We start from the raw sequence: 17866 nt of genomic DNA, 5'->3' as shown, positions 1-17866 counted from the left end.
TGTGCTCCAAAGGTGTAGTGACTACAACAATGGATTCAGTAAAACAGATCCACTACAGTGGGCGCAATGGAGCTCGGGCGGCGGGAACGCAAGAAGCAGCAGACACGGCAGGCCATCTCGGACGTGGCCACCGGTCTCTTCCTCGAGCGCGGCTTCGACGCGGTCACGGTGGCGGAGGTGGCGCGGGCCGCGGACGTCGCCGTACAGACGGTGTTCAACCACTTCCCGGCCAAGGAGGATCTGTTCTTCGATGAGGCCGGATGGTGGCGTGGTCCGGCGAAGGCGGTCCGCGAGGCGCCGGCGGGCGCGGATCCGGTCGACGTGCTGGAAACGCAGTACGTGCAGGAGACGCGGGCGCGGCTGGAGGTCGGGCATCTGGCCACCTGGAAGCAGTTCGTGCACACGATCGAGGGCAGTCCGGCGCTGCTCGCGCGGCGGCGGCTCACCGCCGAGGAGCTGGAGAGGTCGCTCGCCGAGGCGCTCGACGAACGGTCGCCGGATCACCTGAAGAACCGGCTGACCGCGGCTCTGTACGCCGCCGCGCAGAAGGTGCTGGAGGAGAAGCTGATGGCTGTCCTCCCCGACGCCGCGTCACCGACGGAACTCGCGCGGGCACAGCGCGAACTGGAGCGGGCGGTCGCCGAGGTCTTCGCCGTTCTTCGTCGCGGTCTCGGCTGAGCTAAGCTGCTTGGTTGTGGCTGGACTGGATTTTGACGCGGAGCTGAAGCAGCTCGACGCGACGATGACCTCGATCGAGAAAGTGCTCGATCTCCCTGCGCTGCGCAAGGAGATCGCCGACCTCGGCGAGCAGGTCGCTGCGCCCGACCTCTGGGACGACCAGGCGAACGCGCAGAAGGTGACGTCGCGGCTGTCCAGCCTGCAGGCCGACGTCGAGCGGGTCAGCGGGTTGCGCGGCCGGCTGGACGACCTCGGCGTGCTGGTCGAGCTGGGCCGCGAGGAGAACGACGCCGACAGCCTGGCCGAGGCGGAGAAGGAGCTGGGCTCGGTCGCCAAGGCGATCCAGTCGCTCGAGGTCCGCACGCTGCTGTCCGGCGAGTACGACGAGCGCGAGGCGCTGGTGACGATCCGCTCCGGCGCGGGCGGTGTGGACGCGGCCGACTTCGCCGAGATGCTGCAGCGGATGTACCTGCGCTACGCCGAGCGGCACGGGTACCCGACCGAGGTCTACGACACGTCGTACGCCGAAGAGGCCGGGCTCAAGTCGACGACGTTCGCGGTCAAGGCGCCGTACGCGTACGGCACGCTGTCCGTCGAGTCGGGCACCCACCGGCTGGTGCGGATCTCGCCGTTCGACAACCAGGGCCGCCGGCAGACGTCGTTCGCCGCCGTCGAGGTGGTGCCGGTGCTCGAGCAGACCGACGAGATCGACGTACCGGAAGAGGAGCTGCGGATCGACGTCTACCGGTCGTCCGGTCCGGGTGGGCAGAGCGTCAACACCACCGACTCCGCGGTCCGGATCACGCACCTCCCGACCGGCACGGTGGTCTCCTGCCAGAACGAGAAGTCCCAGCTGCAGAACAAGGCCAGTGCGATGGTCATCCTGAAGGCGAAGCTGCTCGCGCTGAAGAAGGCCGAGGAGCGGGCCCAGCTGGACGCGCTGCGCGGTGACGTGGCCGGTTCGTGGGGCGACCAGATGCGGTCGTACGTCCTGCACCCGTACCAGATGGTGAAGGACCTGCGGACGCAGTACGAGTCCGGGAACACCTCCGGGGTCTTCGACGGTGAGATCGACGAGTTCATCGAGGCCGGCATCCGCTGGCGCCGGACCGGCCAGACGGTTGCCGACCAGAACTGACCTGCAGGCCGACTGCAGCAGGTGCGTCGGCCTCTGCTGCGTCGTACTGACGTTCGCGAAATCGGCGGACTTCGCGATCGACAAACCCGCGGGTGAGCCCTGCCCGAACCTGAGCGACGACCACCGCTGCACGATCCACAGCCGGCTCCGGGACGAAGGTTTCCCAGGCTGCACGGTGTACGACTGCTTCGGCGCCGGCCAGGAGTTGTCGAGGCGCGGGCCGGAGATGTTCGCTGCGCTCCCGATCCTGCGCCAGTTGCACGAGCTGCTCTGGTACCTGACGGAAGCCCTTGAACACAACGCCGCCGCGCAACCCGCGATCGACCGGGTAGAACGCGTCAGCCGTACGCCGAACCTCGCCGATGTCGACGTGGTCGCCGAGCGGGCCGCCGTCAACGAGATCCTGCTGGCGACCAGCCGGGCCGTCCGCGGCAAGCAGCCGAAGAAGAAGGAGCGCCGCGGCGCCGACCTGATCGGTGCGCGGCTGCGCGGTGCCGACCTCTCGAAGGCGAACCTCCGCGGCGCCTACCTGATCGGCGCCGACCTCCGCCAGGCCGACCTCCGCCAGGCAGACCTGATCGGCGCGGACCTCCGCGACACAGACCTGCGCGGCGCCGACCTGACGGGTGCACTCTTCCTCACCCAGTCCCAGGTCAACGCCGCGCTCGGCGACCACACCACCAAGCTCCCGAGCGCTGTTACGCGCCCTTCCCACTGGACCGCAGCTGGTGCGTGACCGGCGTCATCAGCAACGAGATGACCATGATCGCGAGTCCTACGGCGGCCAGTGCACCGCCTTGGCCCCAGCTGGTGCCGGCCATCGACAGGTACGCCGTACCGACCGTGGCTGCTCCTAGCGCGAGGCAGGTCTGCTGGGTGGTGAGCAGGATGCCGCTGCCCATGCCTGCCTGCGTCGGCGGGACCTGGCCGACCACTACGCCGATCAGCGGCACCATGACGAGTCCTGAGCCGACACCGGCGACCAGTAGCGGTGCACCGATGGTGAGCGGGTTGACGTGGGGCCACAGAGTCAGGGCTACGACCGCCAGCAGGGCGTAGCCGACGGCCTGGATGATCCAGCCGCGAAGAATGAGGCCCGCGCCGTACCGCTGCTGCAACTGCGGGCCGTAGACCGACGTGATCAGGAAGCCGACTGCCAGCGGCAGCAGGCTCAGGCCGCCTTCCAGCGGAGTCATGTGCGCCTCGCCCTGCGTGGCAAGTGCGAAACAGAACATGAAGCCGCCGAACGTCGTGAAGAACCCGACCGCCAGCAGCAGACCCGTCCGCATCGCACGCAACCGCAGTACGGTCGGCGGGATCAACGGCGAGTGCCCTGACCGCTCTGCCCGACGCTGGTGCAACGCAAGGCCCGCTGTCGCCGGTACGACGGCAGCCAGGCTCAGCCACGTCCACAGCGGCCAGCCGAGCGGCCTGCCTTCCGTGAGCGGCAGCAGCAACAGCACGAGCGTGATGGCCAGCAGTACGGCGCCCACGAGGTCAACGCGATGCACCTGGTCCGCTTTGCTCTCTGGTACTACGCGTGAAGCCGCGATGATGGCGATGATGCCGACCGGTACGAAGATCAGGAACACCGCGCGCCAGCCGAGCCCGAACAGGTTCGCCTCGATCAAGACGCCGCCGAGGATCTGTCCGAGCGCGGCCGCGATGCCGTTGGCGACACCGAACCAGGCCATCGCGCGAGCCCGGTGTTCGCCGGACAGCAGGCTGGTGATCGACGCGAGCACCTGCGGCGTGACGGCGGCGCCGGAGATGCCCTGGACGATCCGGGCCGCGAGCAGGACGCCGATCGTCGGGGCGATCGCGCAGATCAGGGCCGTCACGGTGAAGCCCGCGAGCCCGATCAGGAACAGCCGGCGGCGGCCGAAGCTGTCGCCGAGCCGGCCGCCGACGACCAGCAGCGTCGCCACCGCGATGCCGTAGCCGCCGACCACGAGCTGGAGTTGCCCGGCGTCCGCGCGGAGGTCCTTCGCGATGGCCGGGAGCGAGACGTTGATCATGAAGAAGGAGAGCGCCGGCAACAGGGCGCCGAAGAGCAGGCTGCTGAGGGCCATCGGCCCAAGCCCCGTGGCGGCCCGTGACCGGGCGCCGACCGGGACAGTGGTGGCTTGGAGCTGGTCTGTCATGCGTCCAGCCTGAGCGCACACCGAGCCTGGTGGTGAGAGCCTGGTTATCCTATTACTCGCAGCACCTGGCACCCGGCTGTGCGTGTGTCCATGATGGAAGCATGACAGCCGCCACCGACACAACGGCAACAGCCCAGCGTCGCGAGCTCGGGGTGTTCCTGCGCAGCCGCCGGGAGCGCATCCGGCCGGACGAGGTCGGCTTCGCGCCGGGCGGCCGCCGCCGTACGCCGGGACTCCGGCGCGAGGAGGTCGCGCTGCTCGCCGGTGTCGGCGTCACCTGGTACACCTGGCTGGAGCAGGGCCGCGACATCAACGTCTCCGCGCAGGTGCTGGACGCGATCGCGACCGCGCTCCGGTTCGACCGCCAGGAGCGCAATCACCTGTACCGGCTGGCCGGCCTGCAGTTCGGGCCGACACAGGGCGCGTGCTCGGCGCTGCCCCCGTCGGTACGCAAGACGCTCGACGCGGTCTCGCCGTACCCGGCGCTGGTGCTGAACGAGCGGTACGACATCCTCGCCTTCAACGAGGCGTACTGCCGGGTCGTCATCGACCTCGAGCAGGTGCCGGTCGAGGAGCGGAACATGCTCTGGCTGAACTTCGTGTCGGACGCCTGGAAGTGCAACTTCGTCGACGCCGAGACGACCAAGCACCACATGGTCGCGTCGTTCCGCTCGGCGTCGGCCGAACACGTCGGCGAGGCGCTCTGGCAGGACCTGATCGAGGGCCTGCTGACCAGTTCGCCGTACTTCGCCGAGCTCTGGGAGCGGTACGACGTGGCCGCGCCGAGCACCCGGATGAAGACGCTGGAGGTCGACGGGTTCGGGCTGCTCCGGATCGACCCGGTGAACCTCTGGCTGTCCCAGCTCGGGCCGCTGCGGGCGACCGTGTACACGGCGTTCGACGACGAGACCGAGAGCAAGCTCCGCCGGATCGTCGACGCACCGGTCGCGCAGCCGGCCTGCCGGAAGGCGAACGGCCCGGCTGCCGGGGCGGGTCAGCCGGACCGGTCCCCGGCCGCCGGGCAGGACGGCCGGGGAGTCTTCGTCAGCTGACCGGGATGCCCGGGTTGGTCAGCGCCTTCCCGCCCGTCATCGTGTTGCTGCGGGCCACCGTCACTTTGCAGCTGGAGGCGTTGTAGTTGGTGATGTTGAACGCGTACCGGCCGCTGCCGGTCGCGCCGGTGAGGTCGGACCTGTTGCCGCGGAACACCGTCCCGCAACCCCAGCCGGACTGCTGGGTGTGCGTCTCGTACCCGTTGTTCGTGGTGTTCTTGCCGGTGTTGTTCTCGATCACGTAGTCGTTACCCTTGACATCGACCCAGCTGTCGTCGAAGTTCGCGCCGGTCAGGCCCTTGCCGTCGAAGCTGTTCCCGGACACGAGCCCGCCGGTCGTGCCCTCCTTCAGGTCGACCGCCTCGCCGCCGACGTCCGGGCCGATCGTATTGCCGACGATCTGCACGTGGTCGGACCGGTCCGACGTACCGCCGGCGCTGCCGACGTACACGCCCTCGCCCATCCCGCGGCCGTCGTTGCCGGTGTCGTAGATGCGCGAGTTCTTGATCACGCCGTACGTCGAGCTGTTCCGGAAGTGCACGCCCTCCATGTCGAGGCCGTGCACGGTCACGCCGTCGATGGTGACGTGGGTGGCGCTGTCGACCATGATCCCTTTCTGGCCGCCGGTGACCGTGATACCGCGGACGTTCCAGTACGACGCGCCGTTCAGGTGCAGGCCGTAGCCGCCGCCCGCCTTCAGCACCGCCTTGGCGGATCCGGTGAGCGTGATCGGGTTTCCGGAGTTCCCGGAGACCGTTGTCTTGAAGTTTCCGGTGTAGGTGCCGTCGGCAAGCTCGATGGTGTCGCCGGGCTTGGCGTTCGCGAGCGCGGCCTTGAGCTCGGCCGAGGTGCCGACGGCGGCGGCGTGGGTGGGCAGGACAGTGGAAGCGGCCAGCAGTACGCCGGCGAGTAACCCGTGGATCATGAACTTCCTCCGAGGGGGCGTCGGGGAGGATCATTAGGAAGGTTTCCTAACAGTTCACGCGAACCTACGGGCTATCGCGGAGCGTTGTCAACGGTTCACGCCGTGTCGCGGTCCGGCCAGGCGGCTTTCAAGGTCGCCAGCGTGACCGTGATCGCGGGGCGCCGGGACGTGGTGGTCCTCCAGACGGCGTACAGCCGGCGGCTCGGCGCGGGGTGCAGCGGTACGACGACCACGCCGTCCGGGACCGGGCCGCGGCCGAGCCGGGGGAGCAGGCCGATGCCGAGCCCGCGGGCGAGCATCGCGAGCTGGGTCTGGTACTCCGCGACCGAGAACGCGACCTGCGGCTCGACGCCCGCGCGGCGCATCGTCCGGATCAGCCACTCGTGGCAGATCGACCCGGCCGGCTGGCAGATCCACCTCTCGCCGACCAGGTCCTCGGCCCGGACGAACTCCTTGCCGGCCAGCCGATGCGAGGCCGGCACGAGTACGTCGGCCGGGTCCGCACCGAGCTTCACCCGCGACAGGCCGTCGGGCAGCCCGAGCGGGGTGTTGTGCCAGTCGTGGACGATCGCGATGTCGAGCTCGCCGCGATTGACGGCCGCGACGCCCTCGAACGGATCGGTCTCCAGGACCCGGACGTCCAGCCCGGGATGATCGTGGATCAGCCGCGCCAGCGCCGGCGGCAGCAGCCCGCGTGCCGCGGTCGGGAAGGCGGCGATGCCGAGCGTCCCGATCGCCTGCCCGCGCTGCTCCTCCAGCGTCAGCTCCGCGTCCTCGACCAGCTCGAGGATCCGCGATGCCGTCGCCGCCAGCTGCCGCGCCGCGTCGGTCAGCACGATCCCGCGCCCCTGCCGCTCGACCAGCGTGGTCCGCGTCTCCCGCTCCAGTTTCGCGAGCTGCTGCGACACCGCGGACGGCGTGTACCCGAGCACCTCGGCCGCGCGGTTGACCGATCCGTACTGCGCGACGGCGTGCAGCGCGCGCAACCGGCCGAGATCGATCATGTAGCACTCCTACATTGATGGCGGTAGCAATCGGTGCTGGTCCTTAAGTGTACTCCCGCCGACACTTGACCGTATGAAGCCTCGTGACCTGCTCCTCGCACTCGCCGTCGTCGTTGTCTGGGGCGTCAACTTCGTCGTCATCGACGTCGGCCTGGAGGGCATTCCGCCGCTGCTGCTGTCCGCGCTGCGGTTCTTCTTCGCCGCCGTACCGGCGATCTTCCTGCTCGGCAAGCCGCAGGTCCCGTGGCGGTACGTCGTCGGCGTCGGGCTGGCGCTCGGCGTCGCGAAGTTCGGGTTGCTGTTCATCGCGATGGATCACGGCGTACCGGCCGGGCTGTCGTCGCTGGTCCTGCAGAGCCAGGTGATCTTCACGGTGCTGTTCGCGATCGCCGTACTGCGCGAACGCCCGCGGCCGGCGCAGCTCGCCGGCATTGTGATCGCGTGCGCCGGGATCGCGCTGATCGTGCTGGACAAGAAGCTGTCGGCGCCGGTCGGAGCGATCGCGCTGGTGATCGTCGCCGCCGGCTTCTGGGGCGTGTCGAACACGATCACCCGGTACGCGAAGCCGCCGGACACGCTGCGCTTCATGGTGTGGGTCAGCGCGGTGGCCGTCGTACCGCTGCTGCTGCTCTCGCTGCTCACCGAAGGTGCGCACGCCGACGTGGCCGCGCTGCGGGGGATCCGGCTGAGCGGGATCGGGGCGATCGCGTACCTCGCGTTCGCGGCGACGCTGTTCGGGTTCGGCGTCTGGGGCTACCTGTTGCGGCAGTACGACGCGAGCACGGTCGCGCCGTTCTCGCTGCTCGTGCCGGTCGTCGGGATGTCCGCGGCCTGGGTACTGCGCGGCGAGGCGGTCGGGCCGCAGCAGGCGATCGCGGCGGTGCTGGTGATCGGCGGGATGGCATGCACGATCGTCCGCCGGCGCGCGCCGCGGAAGGCGGAGGCCGAGCCGGACCGCTCGGTGCCTGTGGGTTGATGCGCGAGGATGGGTGAGTGGATGCTCAGCAGATCGGCCGACTGACCGCGCGCTGGATCGCCGAACTGCCCGGCGAGGGCAGCACTGTGATCTCCGGGCTCGGCGTACAGCCGCTGCTCGCGATCCTCGCCGAGGTCGCGGACGAACCGGCCCACACCGAGCTGGCGGAGGCAGCCGGCGAGCGGTACGGCGGTCTGCTCGAGGCGGCCGGGCTGCGGATGGCGCTCGGGCTGTGGACGCGGTCGGACGTCGAACTGCAGGCGGGTGTCGACCGATTCCTGCCGCCCGACGTCCGTGGGACGCTGACCGATCAGGCCGCGCTCGACGCGTGGGTGGTCGAGCGGACGGACGGGCTGTTGCAGCACATGCCGGTCCAGGTGACACCCGACGTACTGCTGGTGCTGGCGTCGGCGTTGGCGTTGAAGACCGACTGGGAGCTGCCGTTCAACGAGTACCCGCGCGACGATCGGCGCTGGTTGAGCCGGGCCGACGACGACCTCGACAGCTTGCGTGTGCACGACAGCGCGGCGGGTCCGCTGACCGTGGTCACGGTGCGCGGCGCCGGGGAGTTCGACGTACGGCTGGTGGTCGGGGACGGTGGGCGCGCGGCGGTGCTGGGTGCGGCGCTGACGCTGGACGACGAGGGCATGCCTGGTGCCGAGGTGCTTGCGGCGGAGCGGTCCGCGCCCGGGGTGGAGGTGATCGACGCGGTGCGGTCGACGGTGATCCTTTCGATGCCGTACTTCGAGATCGACGCGGAGCACGACCTGCTGGAGCATCCGGCCGTGTTCGGGTTGACCGCGGCGTCCGACAAGACGCGCGGGCACTTTCCCGGGTTGAGTCCGCGGCCGCTGGCCATCGACCAGGCGCGACAGGTGGTGATGGCGCGGTTCTCCGCGACCGGGTTCGAGGCGGCGGCCGTGTCGGCGATGGCGATGGCGGCCGGGGCGGCACCGACGTTCGACGCGAAGGCGCTCTACGTGAACCTGGAACGGCCGTTCGGCTTCGTGGCCGTGCACCGGCCGACCGGCGTACCCGTCGTCGCCGGCTGGGTGAATCACTCGTAGGGGACCGCCAGGCCATCACAATCGGCCGCGCACGGACCGCGGGACGCTCAGGGGATGGTTCGAGGCGCGATTGTGATGGCCTGGGCGTCCGGGCGTGGCAGGGTGGACGGTATGGATGCCGACGTGGTGCGTGCAGTCAACGAGCTCACCGGCCGCTGGGCGCGGGCGTTGCCCGCCGAGAACACGGTGATCGCCGGGCTCGGGGTGTGGCCGCTGATCGCGATGCTGGCGACCGGGGCGGACGAGCCGGGGCGTACGGAGCTCGCGGCGGCCGCCGGGGTGGATCCGTCGTCCGGTCCGACGGACGCGATCCGGCTGATCGAGGCGATCGAGCGGTCGTCCGACCTGCACGCCGCGCTCGGTGTGTGGGTGGACGAGCAGCTGAAGCTGGCGGAGACGTTCGACAGCGTGGTGCCGGCGCCGCTGGTCGGCCTGCTGACCGGCAAACCCGCCGTCGACAAGCCGAAGGTGGACGCCTGGGCGGCCGACCACACCGACGACCTGATCCGCGAGATGCCGGTCGATCTGAACGGCGGGGTCGAACTCCTGCTGGCATCGGCGATCCTGCTGCGGACCAAGTGGGTCCGCCCGTTCACCGAGCAGGTCCGGCGCGTGCCGGACGGCCCGTGGGCGGGCTCGTGGAAGTGGTTGGAACGCTCCACGACGGATCTCGACACCGTCCGCCGGTACGAGCATCCGTCGGCCGCGTGGCTCACGGTCGTCACGGTCGCGGGTGACGCGGACGTCGACGTACTCCTGGGGATCGGCCAGCCGGAGACGGCACAATCCGACGTACTCGCCGGTCTGCTGGACGCCGCCGCCGACCCCGACGGCGGGCTGTCCGGCGCCGAGCTGATCGACCAGGGTGATGTCGGCTGGGAGGCTGCGCCGGGGGTACGGATCGGGGAGACGACGGCGGCGCGGCAGCAGGTGCAGGTCTCGTTGCCGGCGTTCGGCATCGACGTACGGCACGATCTGATGGAGTCGCGGGAGATCTTCGGGCTGACGACCGTGTCGTCGGATCCGGGCGCTCACGGTCATTTCAGCGCGCTCAGCCCGACGCCGCTGCGCATCGACCAGGCGCAGCAGCGGGTACTCGCGCGGTTCTTCGCGACCGGCTTCGAAGCGGCGGCGGTGACCGCGATGGCGATGACGCGGGCCGCGATGGTGACCGGCCGGCAGCGGCGGCTCGAGGTCGCGTTCGACCGGCCGTTCGCGTTCGTCGCCGTACTGCGGGACTCGCGGCTGCCGATCGTCGCGGGCCGGGTCGAGGTACCTACCGAACCTGGAGCGTGAACAGCCGGTTGAGCAGTGCGGACGCCTCGTCGACGCTCGCACGGTCACCCGTCAGCAGCAGGTCGAACAGCAGCCCGCGGGACGCCGCCAGACCGAGCCGCGCGTACGTCGGGGCCTCGGCGGCGGGGAGGCCGGCGCGGACGCACAGCTCCGTCAACGGTGGCAGCCAGACGTTGATCAGGTCCGCCTTGAGCGGCTCGGTGTGCGGGAGGTCCTGCATCGCGTGCGCGCTCAACTCGAAGAACAGCGGGCCGTAGATCAGCGCCGCCTCGGTCACCCGGCGCCAGAACTGCTCCGCCTGCTCCTCAATCGGCAGGTCCGACAGGTCGGCGAGCAGATCGCGTTGCTGCTGCTCCACGGTGCGGACCACCTCGGCCAGCAGACCCTCGCGGGAGCCGAAGTGGTAGATCAGCATCCGGTGACTGGTACCGATCGAGGACGCGATCGTCCGCAGGCTCGCGTCCCCGATCCCGTTCTTCGCGAAGTGCTCGACGGCCTCAGCCAGCAGCGTCTGCCGACTCACTGATCTCCTTGAGCTTCGCAGTCTCGGTCTCGATGTAGCTCTGGGTGAGCCGGGCGTACAGCCGGCCGAACAGCCAGGCGAGCGGACCCTCCTGGACGATCGTCGCGGTCGCAACCGTGCCATCGGGCGTACTGATCACCCGATGGCCGCCGGTGGTCCGCATCCCGGGAGCCTTCGCGACCCACTCGAAGTACTCGCCGTCCTTGAACTCGGTGACCTCCCAGACCGCCACCGCCAGTTTGGGCTGGCGGATCCGGGTCCGGGCGCCGAGGTGGATCCGGCCCGCGTCCAGCCGCTCGACGGACTCGACGGTCGGGGTCCAGTCGGGCCACCGCTCGACGTCGCTGAAGACCTCCCAGACCCGCTCGGGCGCGGCCTGGATCGTGGTGGAGTGATCGAAGCGCATGTACCAAATGGTACATCAGGTCTGTGTGAGGTCTGGGTGGGCGGGCTGCTGACCGCACACCCGCGGCAGGTAGGGTCTTGGGCCATGGCTGACCAGAACGTCCCGCAGAACGTGGAGAACGAGCAGGACCCGGGCGCGAGCACCCAGATGTTCCGCGCCTTCGTCAACGAGGGCCAGACCGAGGCCAAGACCGAACCCAAGATCAACGGCCGCGTGCTGGCCATCGTCGGTGCCGCGGTGATCCTGATCGCCGTCGTTGCCGCGATCGCCGTTCTGTAGCCGATCTTCGGTTGACGAACCTGCACGTCGAGGTCGTCCGGGTCTTCACCGACCCCGACGGCCGATTCGGCAACCCCCTGGGCATCGTCGACGGCTCGCACGTCCCCGAGCCCGACCGCCAGGCGGTCGCCGCGGCCCTCGGCTACAGCGAGACCGTGTACGTCGACGAGGCCGCCACCGGCACGCTCCGTATCTACTCCGCTACCGGGGAAATGCCCTTCGCGGGCCACCCCACCGTCGGCGCCGCCGCCTACCTCCACACCCACGGCCACCCGGTCGAAACCCTCCACGTCCCCGCCGGCCTCATCCCGGTCACCCGCTCCGGCGACCTCTTCGCCGTACGAGCCGACACCACCTGGGGCAGCACCTGGGACTGGCAGGAACTCCCCACCCCCGAGGACGTCCTGTCAGCCACCCCGTCCTCCTACACCGCCGGCCACTCGTTCCTGTGGTCCTGGCAGGACAAGCCGAACGGCATCATCCGAGCCCGAGCCTTCGCCCCCGCCATGAACGTAGAAGAAGACGAAGCCACCGGCTCCGCAGTAACCCAACTAACCGCCCACCTGAGCCGCGACCTCCACATCATCCAAGGCGCAGGCTCCCACCTCCACACCACCTGGCACCCACCAACGCATGCAACCGTAGGCGGCCGAGTCCTCCCCGAGCCCCCGCGCACCCTCAGCCTCTAGCCCCCAACCGCACCCACCAGTCGGTCCCGTCCACCCGATACCGCTCCCCACCGTCGAACCCCCACTCGGCAACCCGTCCGCAGGAGCCCGACGATGCGGCGCGAGCAGTACCGCGGCACACCCCGAACCTCCACCACCCCCGCCCGCCCCCACACCTCACCCACGACGCGCTGCCTAGCCATCAACTCCGGTGAATGTGGGACTGTGGGACCTCGCGATCGAGAAGCCCGGGGTAACGATGGACGGCCGTGCTGACTGGCCCTACGACCGGTGGATAGACACGCCCTGGTGGCGGGCGCTGCTTCCGGGGGACCCGGTCCGCCGATGAGCGAGACAGCGGATGATCTGTTGGCGTCTGCGACCGAGTGGGTCGAGAGGCATCGGGACTCGTGTGCGGCGCGTGGGGTGGAGCTTGGTGTGGAGCGGGCGCCTGATGGGCGTGACAATCCCTCACTGTGGATCGACTTCGCGGGGAAGGATCGGCTGGCTCGGCTGACGTTGTGGGCCAGTGGTGAGGCTGTGCTTGCCGCCGTGGAGGTGTCGAGCGGCTCGGTCTTGCCTGAGGTGCAGTTGGAGGTTGCTGACGCGGGCGCGCTCGAGGTCGTGTTCGGTCGCGCGGTGGCGGCGGTGGCGGGCATCCGTTGACGGGTGGGCGGCGGCGGATGGAGGATGAGTGCTCGGCTACTTGGGGAGGTTCTTGTGGCGGAGGTTGTCAGGGCGGCGTTGGTTCAGACTTCTTGGACAGGTGACAAGGAGTCGATGATCAAGGCGCACGAGGACTACGCGCGGCAGGCCGCGTCCCAAGGCGCGCGGGTGATCTGTTTCCAGGAGCTGTTCTACGGGCCGTACTTCTGTCAGAAACAGGACGCGGAGTACTACGAGTACGCCGAGTCCGTCCCGGGCCCGACAACCGAGCGGTTCGCCCAGTTGGCGCGGGAGCTGGGCATGGTGATGGTGCTGCCGGTGTACGAGCAGGAGCAGCCGGGCGTGCTGTACAACACCGCCGCCGTGATCGATGCCGACGGCACCTACCTCGGGAAGTACCGGAAGAACCATATTCCGCAGGTGAAGGGGTTCTGGGAGAAGTTCTACTTCCGCCCGGGAAACCTCGGGTACCCGATCTTCGACACCGCGGTCGGGCGGATCGGCGTGTACATCTGCTACGACCGGCACTTCCCGGAGGGGTGGCGGGCGCTCGGGCTGGCCGGGGCGAAGATCGTGTTCAACCCGTCGGCGACCAGTCGCGGCCTCTCGGCGTACCTGTGGAAGCTGGAACAACCCGCGAGTGCGGTCGCGAACGAGTACTTCATCGGCGCGATCAACCGGGTCGGGATCGAATCCGAGTTCGGCGACAACGACTTCTACGGTACGTCGTACTTCGTCGACCCGGAGGGGAAGTTCGTCGGCGAGGTCGGGCACGACCACGATCCGGAACTGATCGTCCGCGACCTGGACCTCGGACTGCTGGACACCGTCCGGGACCGCTGGCAGTTCTACCGCGACCGCCGGCCCGACGCGTACGGAGACCTGACCGAACCGTAGAGGGGACAGAAGGAGACAGGGTATGTCGTTGCTCGTCAAAGGTGGCACCGTCGTCGGCCCGACCGGGACCCGAACGGCGGACGTGCTGGTCGACGGCGAGAAGATCGTCGCGGTCCTCGACCCGTCGTTCACCCCACAGGTCACCGCCGACCAGGTGATCGATGCCACCGGCAAGTACGTGATCCCGGGCGGGATCGACGCGCACACGCACATGGAGCTGCCGTTCGGCGGTACCGCGGCGAGCGACACGTTCGACACCGGCACCCGCGCGGCGGCGTACGGCGGAACCACGACGATCATCGACTTCGCCGTACAGCGAACCGGTGAGGTGGTGCAGGACGGACTCGCGGCCTGGCACGCGAAGGCCGACGGCAACTGTCACATCGACTACGCGTTCCACATGATCCTCGGCGGCGTCGACGCGGACGCCCTGAAGGCGATGGACCAGTTGGTCGCGGACGAGGGCATCACGAGCTTCAAGCTGTTCATGGCCTACCCGGGCGTCTTCTACTCCGACGACGGGCAGATCCTGCGCGCGATGCAGACCGCGCGGGAGAACGGCGCGATGATCATGATGCACGCGGAGAACGGGATCGCGATCGACGTCCTGGTCCAGCAGGCGATCGAGCGCGGCGAGACCGACCCGATCCACCACGGCATCACCCGTCCGGCGGCACTCGAGGCGGAGGCGACGAACCGGGCGATCGCGCTCGCCGAGGTCGCCCGGGACTGCCCGCTGTACATCGTGCACCTGTCCGCGAGCGAGGCGCTGGAGAAGGTCGCGGCCGCGCGGCACGAGGGCCGCAACGTGTTCGCGGAGACCTGCCCGCAGTACCTGTACCTGACCCTCGAGGACCAGCTCGGCGCGCCCGGGTTCGAGGGCGCGAAGTGGGTCTGTTCGACACCGCTGCGCAGCAAGCACGAGTCGCATCAGCGGGACCTGTGGAAGGGCCTGCGGAACAACGAGCTCGCGGTGGTGTCCACCGACCACTGCCCGTTCTGCATGAAGGACCAGAAGGAGCTCGGCCTCGGCGACTTCTCCAAGATCCCGAACGGGATCGGTGGCGTCGAGCACCGCGTGGACCTGGTCTTCCAGGGCGTCGTGGACGGCAAGCTGTCGCTGGAGCGCTGGGTGGAGACAATCGCGACCACGCCCGCCCGGATGTTCGGGCTGTACCCGCAGAAGGGTGTCGTCCAGCCCGGCTCCGACGCGGACCTGGTGGTCTACGACCCGAACGGTACGACGCGGATCGGGGTCGCGACGCACCACATGAACATGGACTACTCGGCGTACGAAGGGGTCGAGATCCAGGGCCGGGTGGGTACGGTGATCTCGCGCGGCGAGGTGATCGTGGCCGACGGCAACTACCAGGGCCGGAAGGGACGTGGGAAGTTCCTCAAGCGCGGCCTGTCGTCCTATCTGATGTAGGGGGAGAGCGTGGACTTCGGTGTGGTGTTCCAGTGTGATCCGCCCGCGTCCACGGTCGTGCAGCTGGCCCGGCACGCGGAGGACGCGGGGTTCGGGTACGTGTGGACGTTCGACTCGCACCTGCTCTGGCAGGAGCCGTTCGTGATCTACAGCCAGATCCTGGCGAGTACGCGACGGGTGATCGTCGGGCCGATGGTGACGAACCCGGGCACGCGGGACTGGACCGTGATCGCGTCCCAGTTCGCCACGCTGAACGAGATGTTCGGCAACCGGACGATCTGCGGGATCGGCCGCGGCGACTCGGCGCTCCGTACGCTCGGCGCCAAGCCCGGCACGATCGCCGAGCTGAAGGAGTGCGTGGAGGTCGTCCGGGCGCTGGCCCGCGGCGAAACGGTCGAGTACCGCGGGCAGCAGCTGAAGTTCGCGTGGGTCGACAACGGCGCGCTCGACGTCTGGGTGGCGGCGTACGGCCCGAAGGCGCTGGAGGCGACCGGGCAGGTCGGTGACGGGTACATCCTGCAGCTGGCCGATCCGGACATCGCGGAGTGGATGATCACGGCGGTACGCCGGGCCGCGGAGCACGCGGGCCGCGATCCGCGGGCGATCAAGTTCTGCGTCGCCGCGCCGGCGTACGTCGGGGACGACCTCGAGCATCAGCGCGAACAGACCCGCTGGTTCGGCGGCATGGTCGGGAACCACGTCGCCGACATCGTCGCCCGCTACGGTACGTCGGGCGCCGTACCCAAGGCACTCACCGACTACATCGAGGGGCGGAAGGGGTACGACTACGCCGAGCACGGCCGCCCCGGGAACACGCACACCGCGTTCGTCCCGGACGAGGTCGTGGACCGGTTCTGCATCCTCGGCCCGGTCGAGAACCACCTGTCCCGGCTGTCCGAGCTGAAGGACCTCGGCGTCGACCAGTTCGCCCTGTACCTCCAGCACGACGCCAAGGAACAAACCCTGGCGTCGTACGGGAAGGACGTCATTCCGAACGTCTAAGGCGTCCAGCGATAGGCGCCCGGGAGGAGGTCTGTGGCGAGGACCGTGCCGGGGCCGTCGGGGGAGGGCAGGATGACGCGGATCGCCGGGTGGTAGTCGACGAAGACCTGGCGGTCGCGGCCGCAGGGGCCGACCACGCCGCGGCCTTCGTTGCCGACGGCCACGATCGTGGTGAGTTCGCGGGCGCCGTCGGCGCGGGCCCGGCCGAGCGCGACCAGCTCGGCACAGGGGCCGCCGGTGAAGTGGTACAGGTTGATCCCGGCGTACATCCGGCCGTCGACACCGCGGACCGCGGCGCCCATCGTGTGGACGCCGTCGGGTCCGTCGGTGTTCGCGTCGACCGTACGGCGGGCCAGCTCGATCAGCTCGCGGTCGTCGTCGGTCAGCGGCTGGAGGGCGAGCGTCATCCGGCGATCCGCTTCAGCTCGGCCTCGGTCACGGTCCGCACGGTCTTGATCTCGGCGGCCGGGTCGGCGCCGCTGCGGATGATCTTGTTCAGCGCGTCGGTGTAGGCCGAGCCGGCCTTCGGCGACCACAGGATCGGGGACTGGGCGTGCCCGTTCTCGGTCGCCAGCTTGGCCGCGTCGGCGGCCGGGCCCGATTTCAGCTTGTCCGCCTTCTCGACCAGGCTCTTCCGGGCCGGGATGTGGAAGCCGTACGACTGCGCGAAGTCGAGCTGGTCGTCGGTCTGGTCGACCCACAGCCACTTCACGTACTTCTTCGCCGCGTCGACGTTCTTCGACTTCGCGTTCACACAGGAGCCGTACGCGCCGATCGGGACGCTCGGCTTGCCTGTGGTGGCGTTCAGCTTCGGCCAGGGCAGCACGCCGTAGTCGCCGGGCAACGCCTTCTCGATGGCGGGCAGCGTCCACAGGCCGGTGAACTGCATCGCGGTCAGGCCCTGCGTGAACGCGGCCGGGTCGGACCAGTCGGTCGGTGCCCCCAGCAACAGCACCTTGGCGGTCCAGAACTCCCGCAGCTTGCGCAGCGACTCGAACGCGGCCGGGTCGTCGAAGCCGAACTGGTTGTCCGCGGTCAGGTAGTCGAGGCCGGCCGACCACAACGCGGGTCCGCCGAGCACGCCGACACCGCCGTCGTTCCCGACGAACAGGCCCTTGACCTTGGCGGTGGTGAGCTTCTTCGCCGCGGCCAGCAGTTCGTCGACGGTCTGCGGCGGCTGGACGCCGGCCGCGCTGAGCATGCTCTTGCGGTACACGAGCAGCTGCATGTCGATGACCTGCGGGATGCCGTACAGCTTGCCCTGGTACGTCATGCGCTCGATCAGGGCCGGGTTGAAGTCGGACTTCGCGTCGCCGAGCAGGTCGGTGAGTTCGGCGACCTGCTTGCCCTTGATCATGTCGATCGTCGGGCCGTTCCCGTACTCGAAGACGTCCGGTCCCTGATCGGTCAGGAGCGCGGTCGAGGCCTTCTTGTCGTAGTCGCCCGGCGACCACTGGACCGTCACGGTCGCGTCCGGGTACGCCTTCGCGTACTTCTCCACCGCCTGCTGCGTGCCCGCTTCGCCGTACTGGTGGTACCACTGCTGCAGGGCCGGCTTCGACCCGCCGCTGGTGGAGGGCCGTCCGCTGTTCGAACCGCAGCCCGCCACCGCCATCGCCGACAGCCCGGCGCCGATCCCCAGCAACCGCCGCCGCGTCATCCCGCTCATGTCCCGCCTCCGTTCAGCGCGGTCCCACAGCCCGCGCACAGAACACC

Annotated in this window: 20 protein-coding genes; 13 read left to right on the top strand and 7 right to left on the bottom strand. The window is 69.3% G+C overall.

What is annotated here, in order from left to right; translation table 11 throughout:
- Positions 1-66: 66 nt before the first annotated feature.
- Genes ACQHIV_RS21710 through ACQHIV_RS21700 form a run of 3 tightly spaced genes read left to right on the top strand, consistent with a single transcriptional unit; the run spans position 67 to position 2552 of the window.
- Positions 67-678, top strand: a complete 612-nt coding sequence (locus tag ACQHIV_RS21710; RefSeq protein ID WP_427884803.1) for a TetR/AcrR family transcriptional regulator — start codon at positions 67-69, stop codon at positions 676-678.
- A gap of 16 nt (positions 679-694) precedes the next feature.
- Positions 695-1816: a peptide chain release factor 2 gene (prfB, locus tag ACQHIV_RS21705; RefSeq protein ID WP_427884802.1), complete on the top strand. Its 1122-nt coding sequence runs from the start codon at positions 695-697 to the stop codon at positions 1814-1816.
- Positions 1800-2552 carry a pentapeptide repeat-containing protein gene (locus ACQHIV_RS21700; RefSeq protein WP_427884801.1) on the top strand — a complete coding sequence of 251 codons (753 nt, stop codon included), beginning with the start codon at positions 1800-1802 and terminating at the stop codon, positions 2550-2552. The genes prfB and ACQHIV_RS21700 overlap by 17 nt, the downstream gene beginning before the upstream one ends.
- Here the strand turns inward: ACQHIV_RS21700 and ACQHIV_RS21695 are convergent.
- The gene (locus ACQHIV_RS21695; protein WP_427884800.1) at positions 2515-3960 is read right to left on the bottom strand and encodes an MFS transporter; all 1446 of its coding nucleotides are present in this window, start codon (positions 3958-3960) and stop codon (positions 2515-2517) included. The two genes, ACQHIV_RS21700 and ACQHIV_RS21695, sit on opposite strands and share 38 nt — an antisense overlap.
- Positions 3961-4061: 101 nt before the next feature.
- Here ACQHIV_RS21695 and ACQHIV_RS21690 point away from each other — a divergent pair, with 101 nt between their 5' ends.
- On the top strand, positions 4062-5012 hold the full coding sequence (locus tag ACQHIV_RS21690) for a helix-turn-helix transcriptional regulator (protein ID WP_427884799.1): 951 nt from the start codon (positions 4062-4064) through the stop codon (positions 5010-5012).
- Here ACQHIV_RS21690 and ACQHIV_RS21685 read toward each other — a convergent pair.
- Entirely contained in the window at positions 5005-5937 is a 933-nt protein-coding gene (locus tag ACQHIV_RS21685; RefSeq protein WP_427884798.1) for a right-handed parallel beta-helix repeat-containing protein, read from the bottom strand. The two genes, ACQHIV_RS21690 and ACQHIV_RS21685, sit on opposite strands and share 8 nt — an antisense overlap.
- Positions 5938-6032: 95 nt before the next feature.
- A complete protein-coding gene (locus ACQHIV_RS21680; protein ID WP_427884797.1) occupies positions 6033-6941 on the bottom strand; it encodes a LysR substrate-binding domain-containing protein in 909 nt (302 codons plus the stop codon).
- A 73-nt stretch (positions 6942-7014) separates the two neighbouring features.
- On the opposite strand from ACQHIV_RS21680, the gene ACQHIV_RS21675 reads away from it, so the two are divergent.
- From ACQHIV_RS21675 to ACQHIV_RS21665, 3 genes are all read left to right on the top strand, one after another.
- The gene (locus tag ACQHIV_RS21675) at positions 7015-7917 is read left to right on the top strand and encodes an EamA family transporter (protein WP_427884796.1); all 903 of its coding nucleotides are present in this window, start codon (positions 7015-7017) and stop codon (positions 7915-7917) included.
- A gap of 17 nt (positions 7918-7934) precedes the next feature.
- On the top strand, positions 7935-8984 hold the full coding sequence (locus ACQHIV_RS21670; protein ID WP_427884795.1) for a serpin family protein: 1050 nt from the start codon (positions 7935-7937) through the stop codon (positions 8982-8984).
- A 111-nt stretch (positions 8985-9095) separates the two neighbouring features.
- Positions 9096-10280, top strand: coding sequence for a serpin family protein (locus ACQHIV_RS21665; RefSeq protein WP_427884794.1), 1185 nt, complete (start codon positions 9096-9098; stop codon positions 10278-10280).
- Here ACQHIV_RS21665 and ACQHIV_RS21660 read toward each other — a convergent pair.
- A complete protein-coding gene (locus ACQHIV_RS21660) occupies positions 10261-10803 on the bottom strand; it encodes a TetR/AcrR family transcriptional regulator (protein WP_427884793.1) in 543 nt (180 codons plus the stop codon). The genes ACQHIV_RS21665 and ACQHIV_RS21660 overlap by 20 nt on opposite strands.
- A complete protein-coding gene (locus ACQHIV_RS21655; RefSeq protein ID WP_427884792.1) occupies positions 10778-11209 on the bottom strand; it encodes an SRPBCC family protein in 432 nt (143 codons plus the stop codon). The genes ACQHIV_RS21660 and ACQHIV_RS21655 overlap by 26 nt, the downstream gene beginning before the upstream one ends.
- An 84-nt stretch (positions 11210-11293) precedes the next feature.
- On the opposite strand from ACQHIV_RS21655, the gene ACQHIV_RS21650 reads away from it, so the two are divergent.
- The 6 genes from ACQHIV_RS21650 to ACQHIV_RS21625 all read left to right on the top strand — a co-directional run bounded on the left by ACQHIV_RS21650 (position 11294) and on the right by ACQHIV_RS21625 (position 16150).
- Positions 11294-11488 (top strand): hypothetical protein, encoded by a 195-nt coding sequence (locus tag ACQHIV_RS21650; protein WP_380191590.1) that lies wholly within the window; start codon positions 11294-11296, stop codon positions 11486-11488.
- 11 nt (positions 11489-11499) lie between these two features.
- Entirely contained in the window at positions 11500-12177 is a 678-nt protein-coding gene (locus ACQHIV_RS21645) for a PhzF family phenazine biosynthesis protein (RefSeq protein WP_427884791.1), read from the top strand.
- 324 nt (positions 12178-12501) lie between these two features.
- Positions 12502-12822, top strand: coding sequence for an immunity protein TriTu family protein (locus tag ACQHIV_RS21640; protein WP_427884790.1), 321 nt, complete (start codon positions 12502-12504; stop codon positions 12820-12822).
- A gap of 24 nt (positions 12823-12846) precedes the next feature.
- Positions 12847-13719 (top strand): nitrilase-related carbon-nitrogen hydrolase, encoded by an 873-nt coding sequence (locus tag ACQHIV_RS21635; protein WP_427884789.1) that lies wholly within the window; start codon positions 12847-12849, stop codon positions 13717-13719.
- Between the two features lie 22 nt (positions 13720-13741).
- Positions 13742-15148 carry a dihydropyrimidinase gene (hydA, locus tag ACQHIV_RS21630; protein ID WP_427884788.1) on the top strand — a complete coding sequence of 469 codons (1407 nt, stop codon included), beginning with the start codon at positions 13742-13744 and terminating at the stop codon, positions 15146-15148.
- Positions 15149-15157: 9 nt separating this feature from the next.
- Positions 15158-16150: a TIGR03842 family LLM class F420-dependent oxidoreductase gene (locus ACQHIV_RS21625; protein WP_427884787.1), complete on the top strand. Its 993-nt coding sequence runs from the start codon at positions 15158-15160 to the stop codon at positions 16148-16150.
- Here the strand turns inward: ACQHIV_RS21625 and ACQHIV_RS21620 are convergent.
- The gene (locus tag ACQHIV_RS21620) at positions 16147-16557 is read right to left on the bottom strand and encodes a cytidine deaminase family protein (protein ID WP_427884786.1); all 411 of its coding nucleotides are present in this window, start codon (positions 16555-16557) and stop codon (positions 16147-16149) included. The two genes, ACQHIV_RS21625 and ACQHIV_RS21620, sit on opposite strands and share 4 nt — an antisense overlap.
- A complete protein-coding gene (locus ACQHIV_RS21615; RefSeq protein WP_427884785.1) occupies positions 16554-17819 on the bottom strand; it encodes an ABC transporter substrate-binding protein in 1266 nt (421 codons plus the stop codon). Before ACQHIV_RS21615 ends, ACQHIV_RS21620 begins: the two co-directional genes overlap by 4 nt.
- Positions 17820-17866: the final 47 nt, after the last annotated feature.

Origin of the sequence: Kribbella polygonati, from assembly GCF_050320105.1 — a bacterium.
Lineage (GTDB): Bacteria > Actinomycetota > Actinomycetes > Propionibacteriales > Kribbellaceae > Kribbella.
Note: the sequence above shows the minus strand (reverse complement) of the source record. Positions and strands in the feature narration are given on the sequence as shown.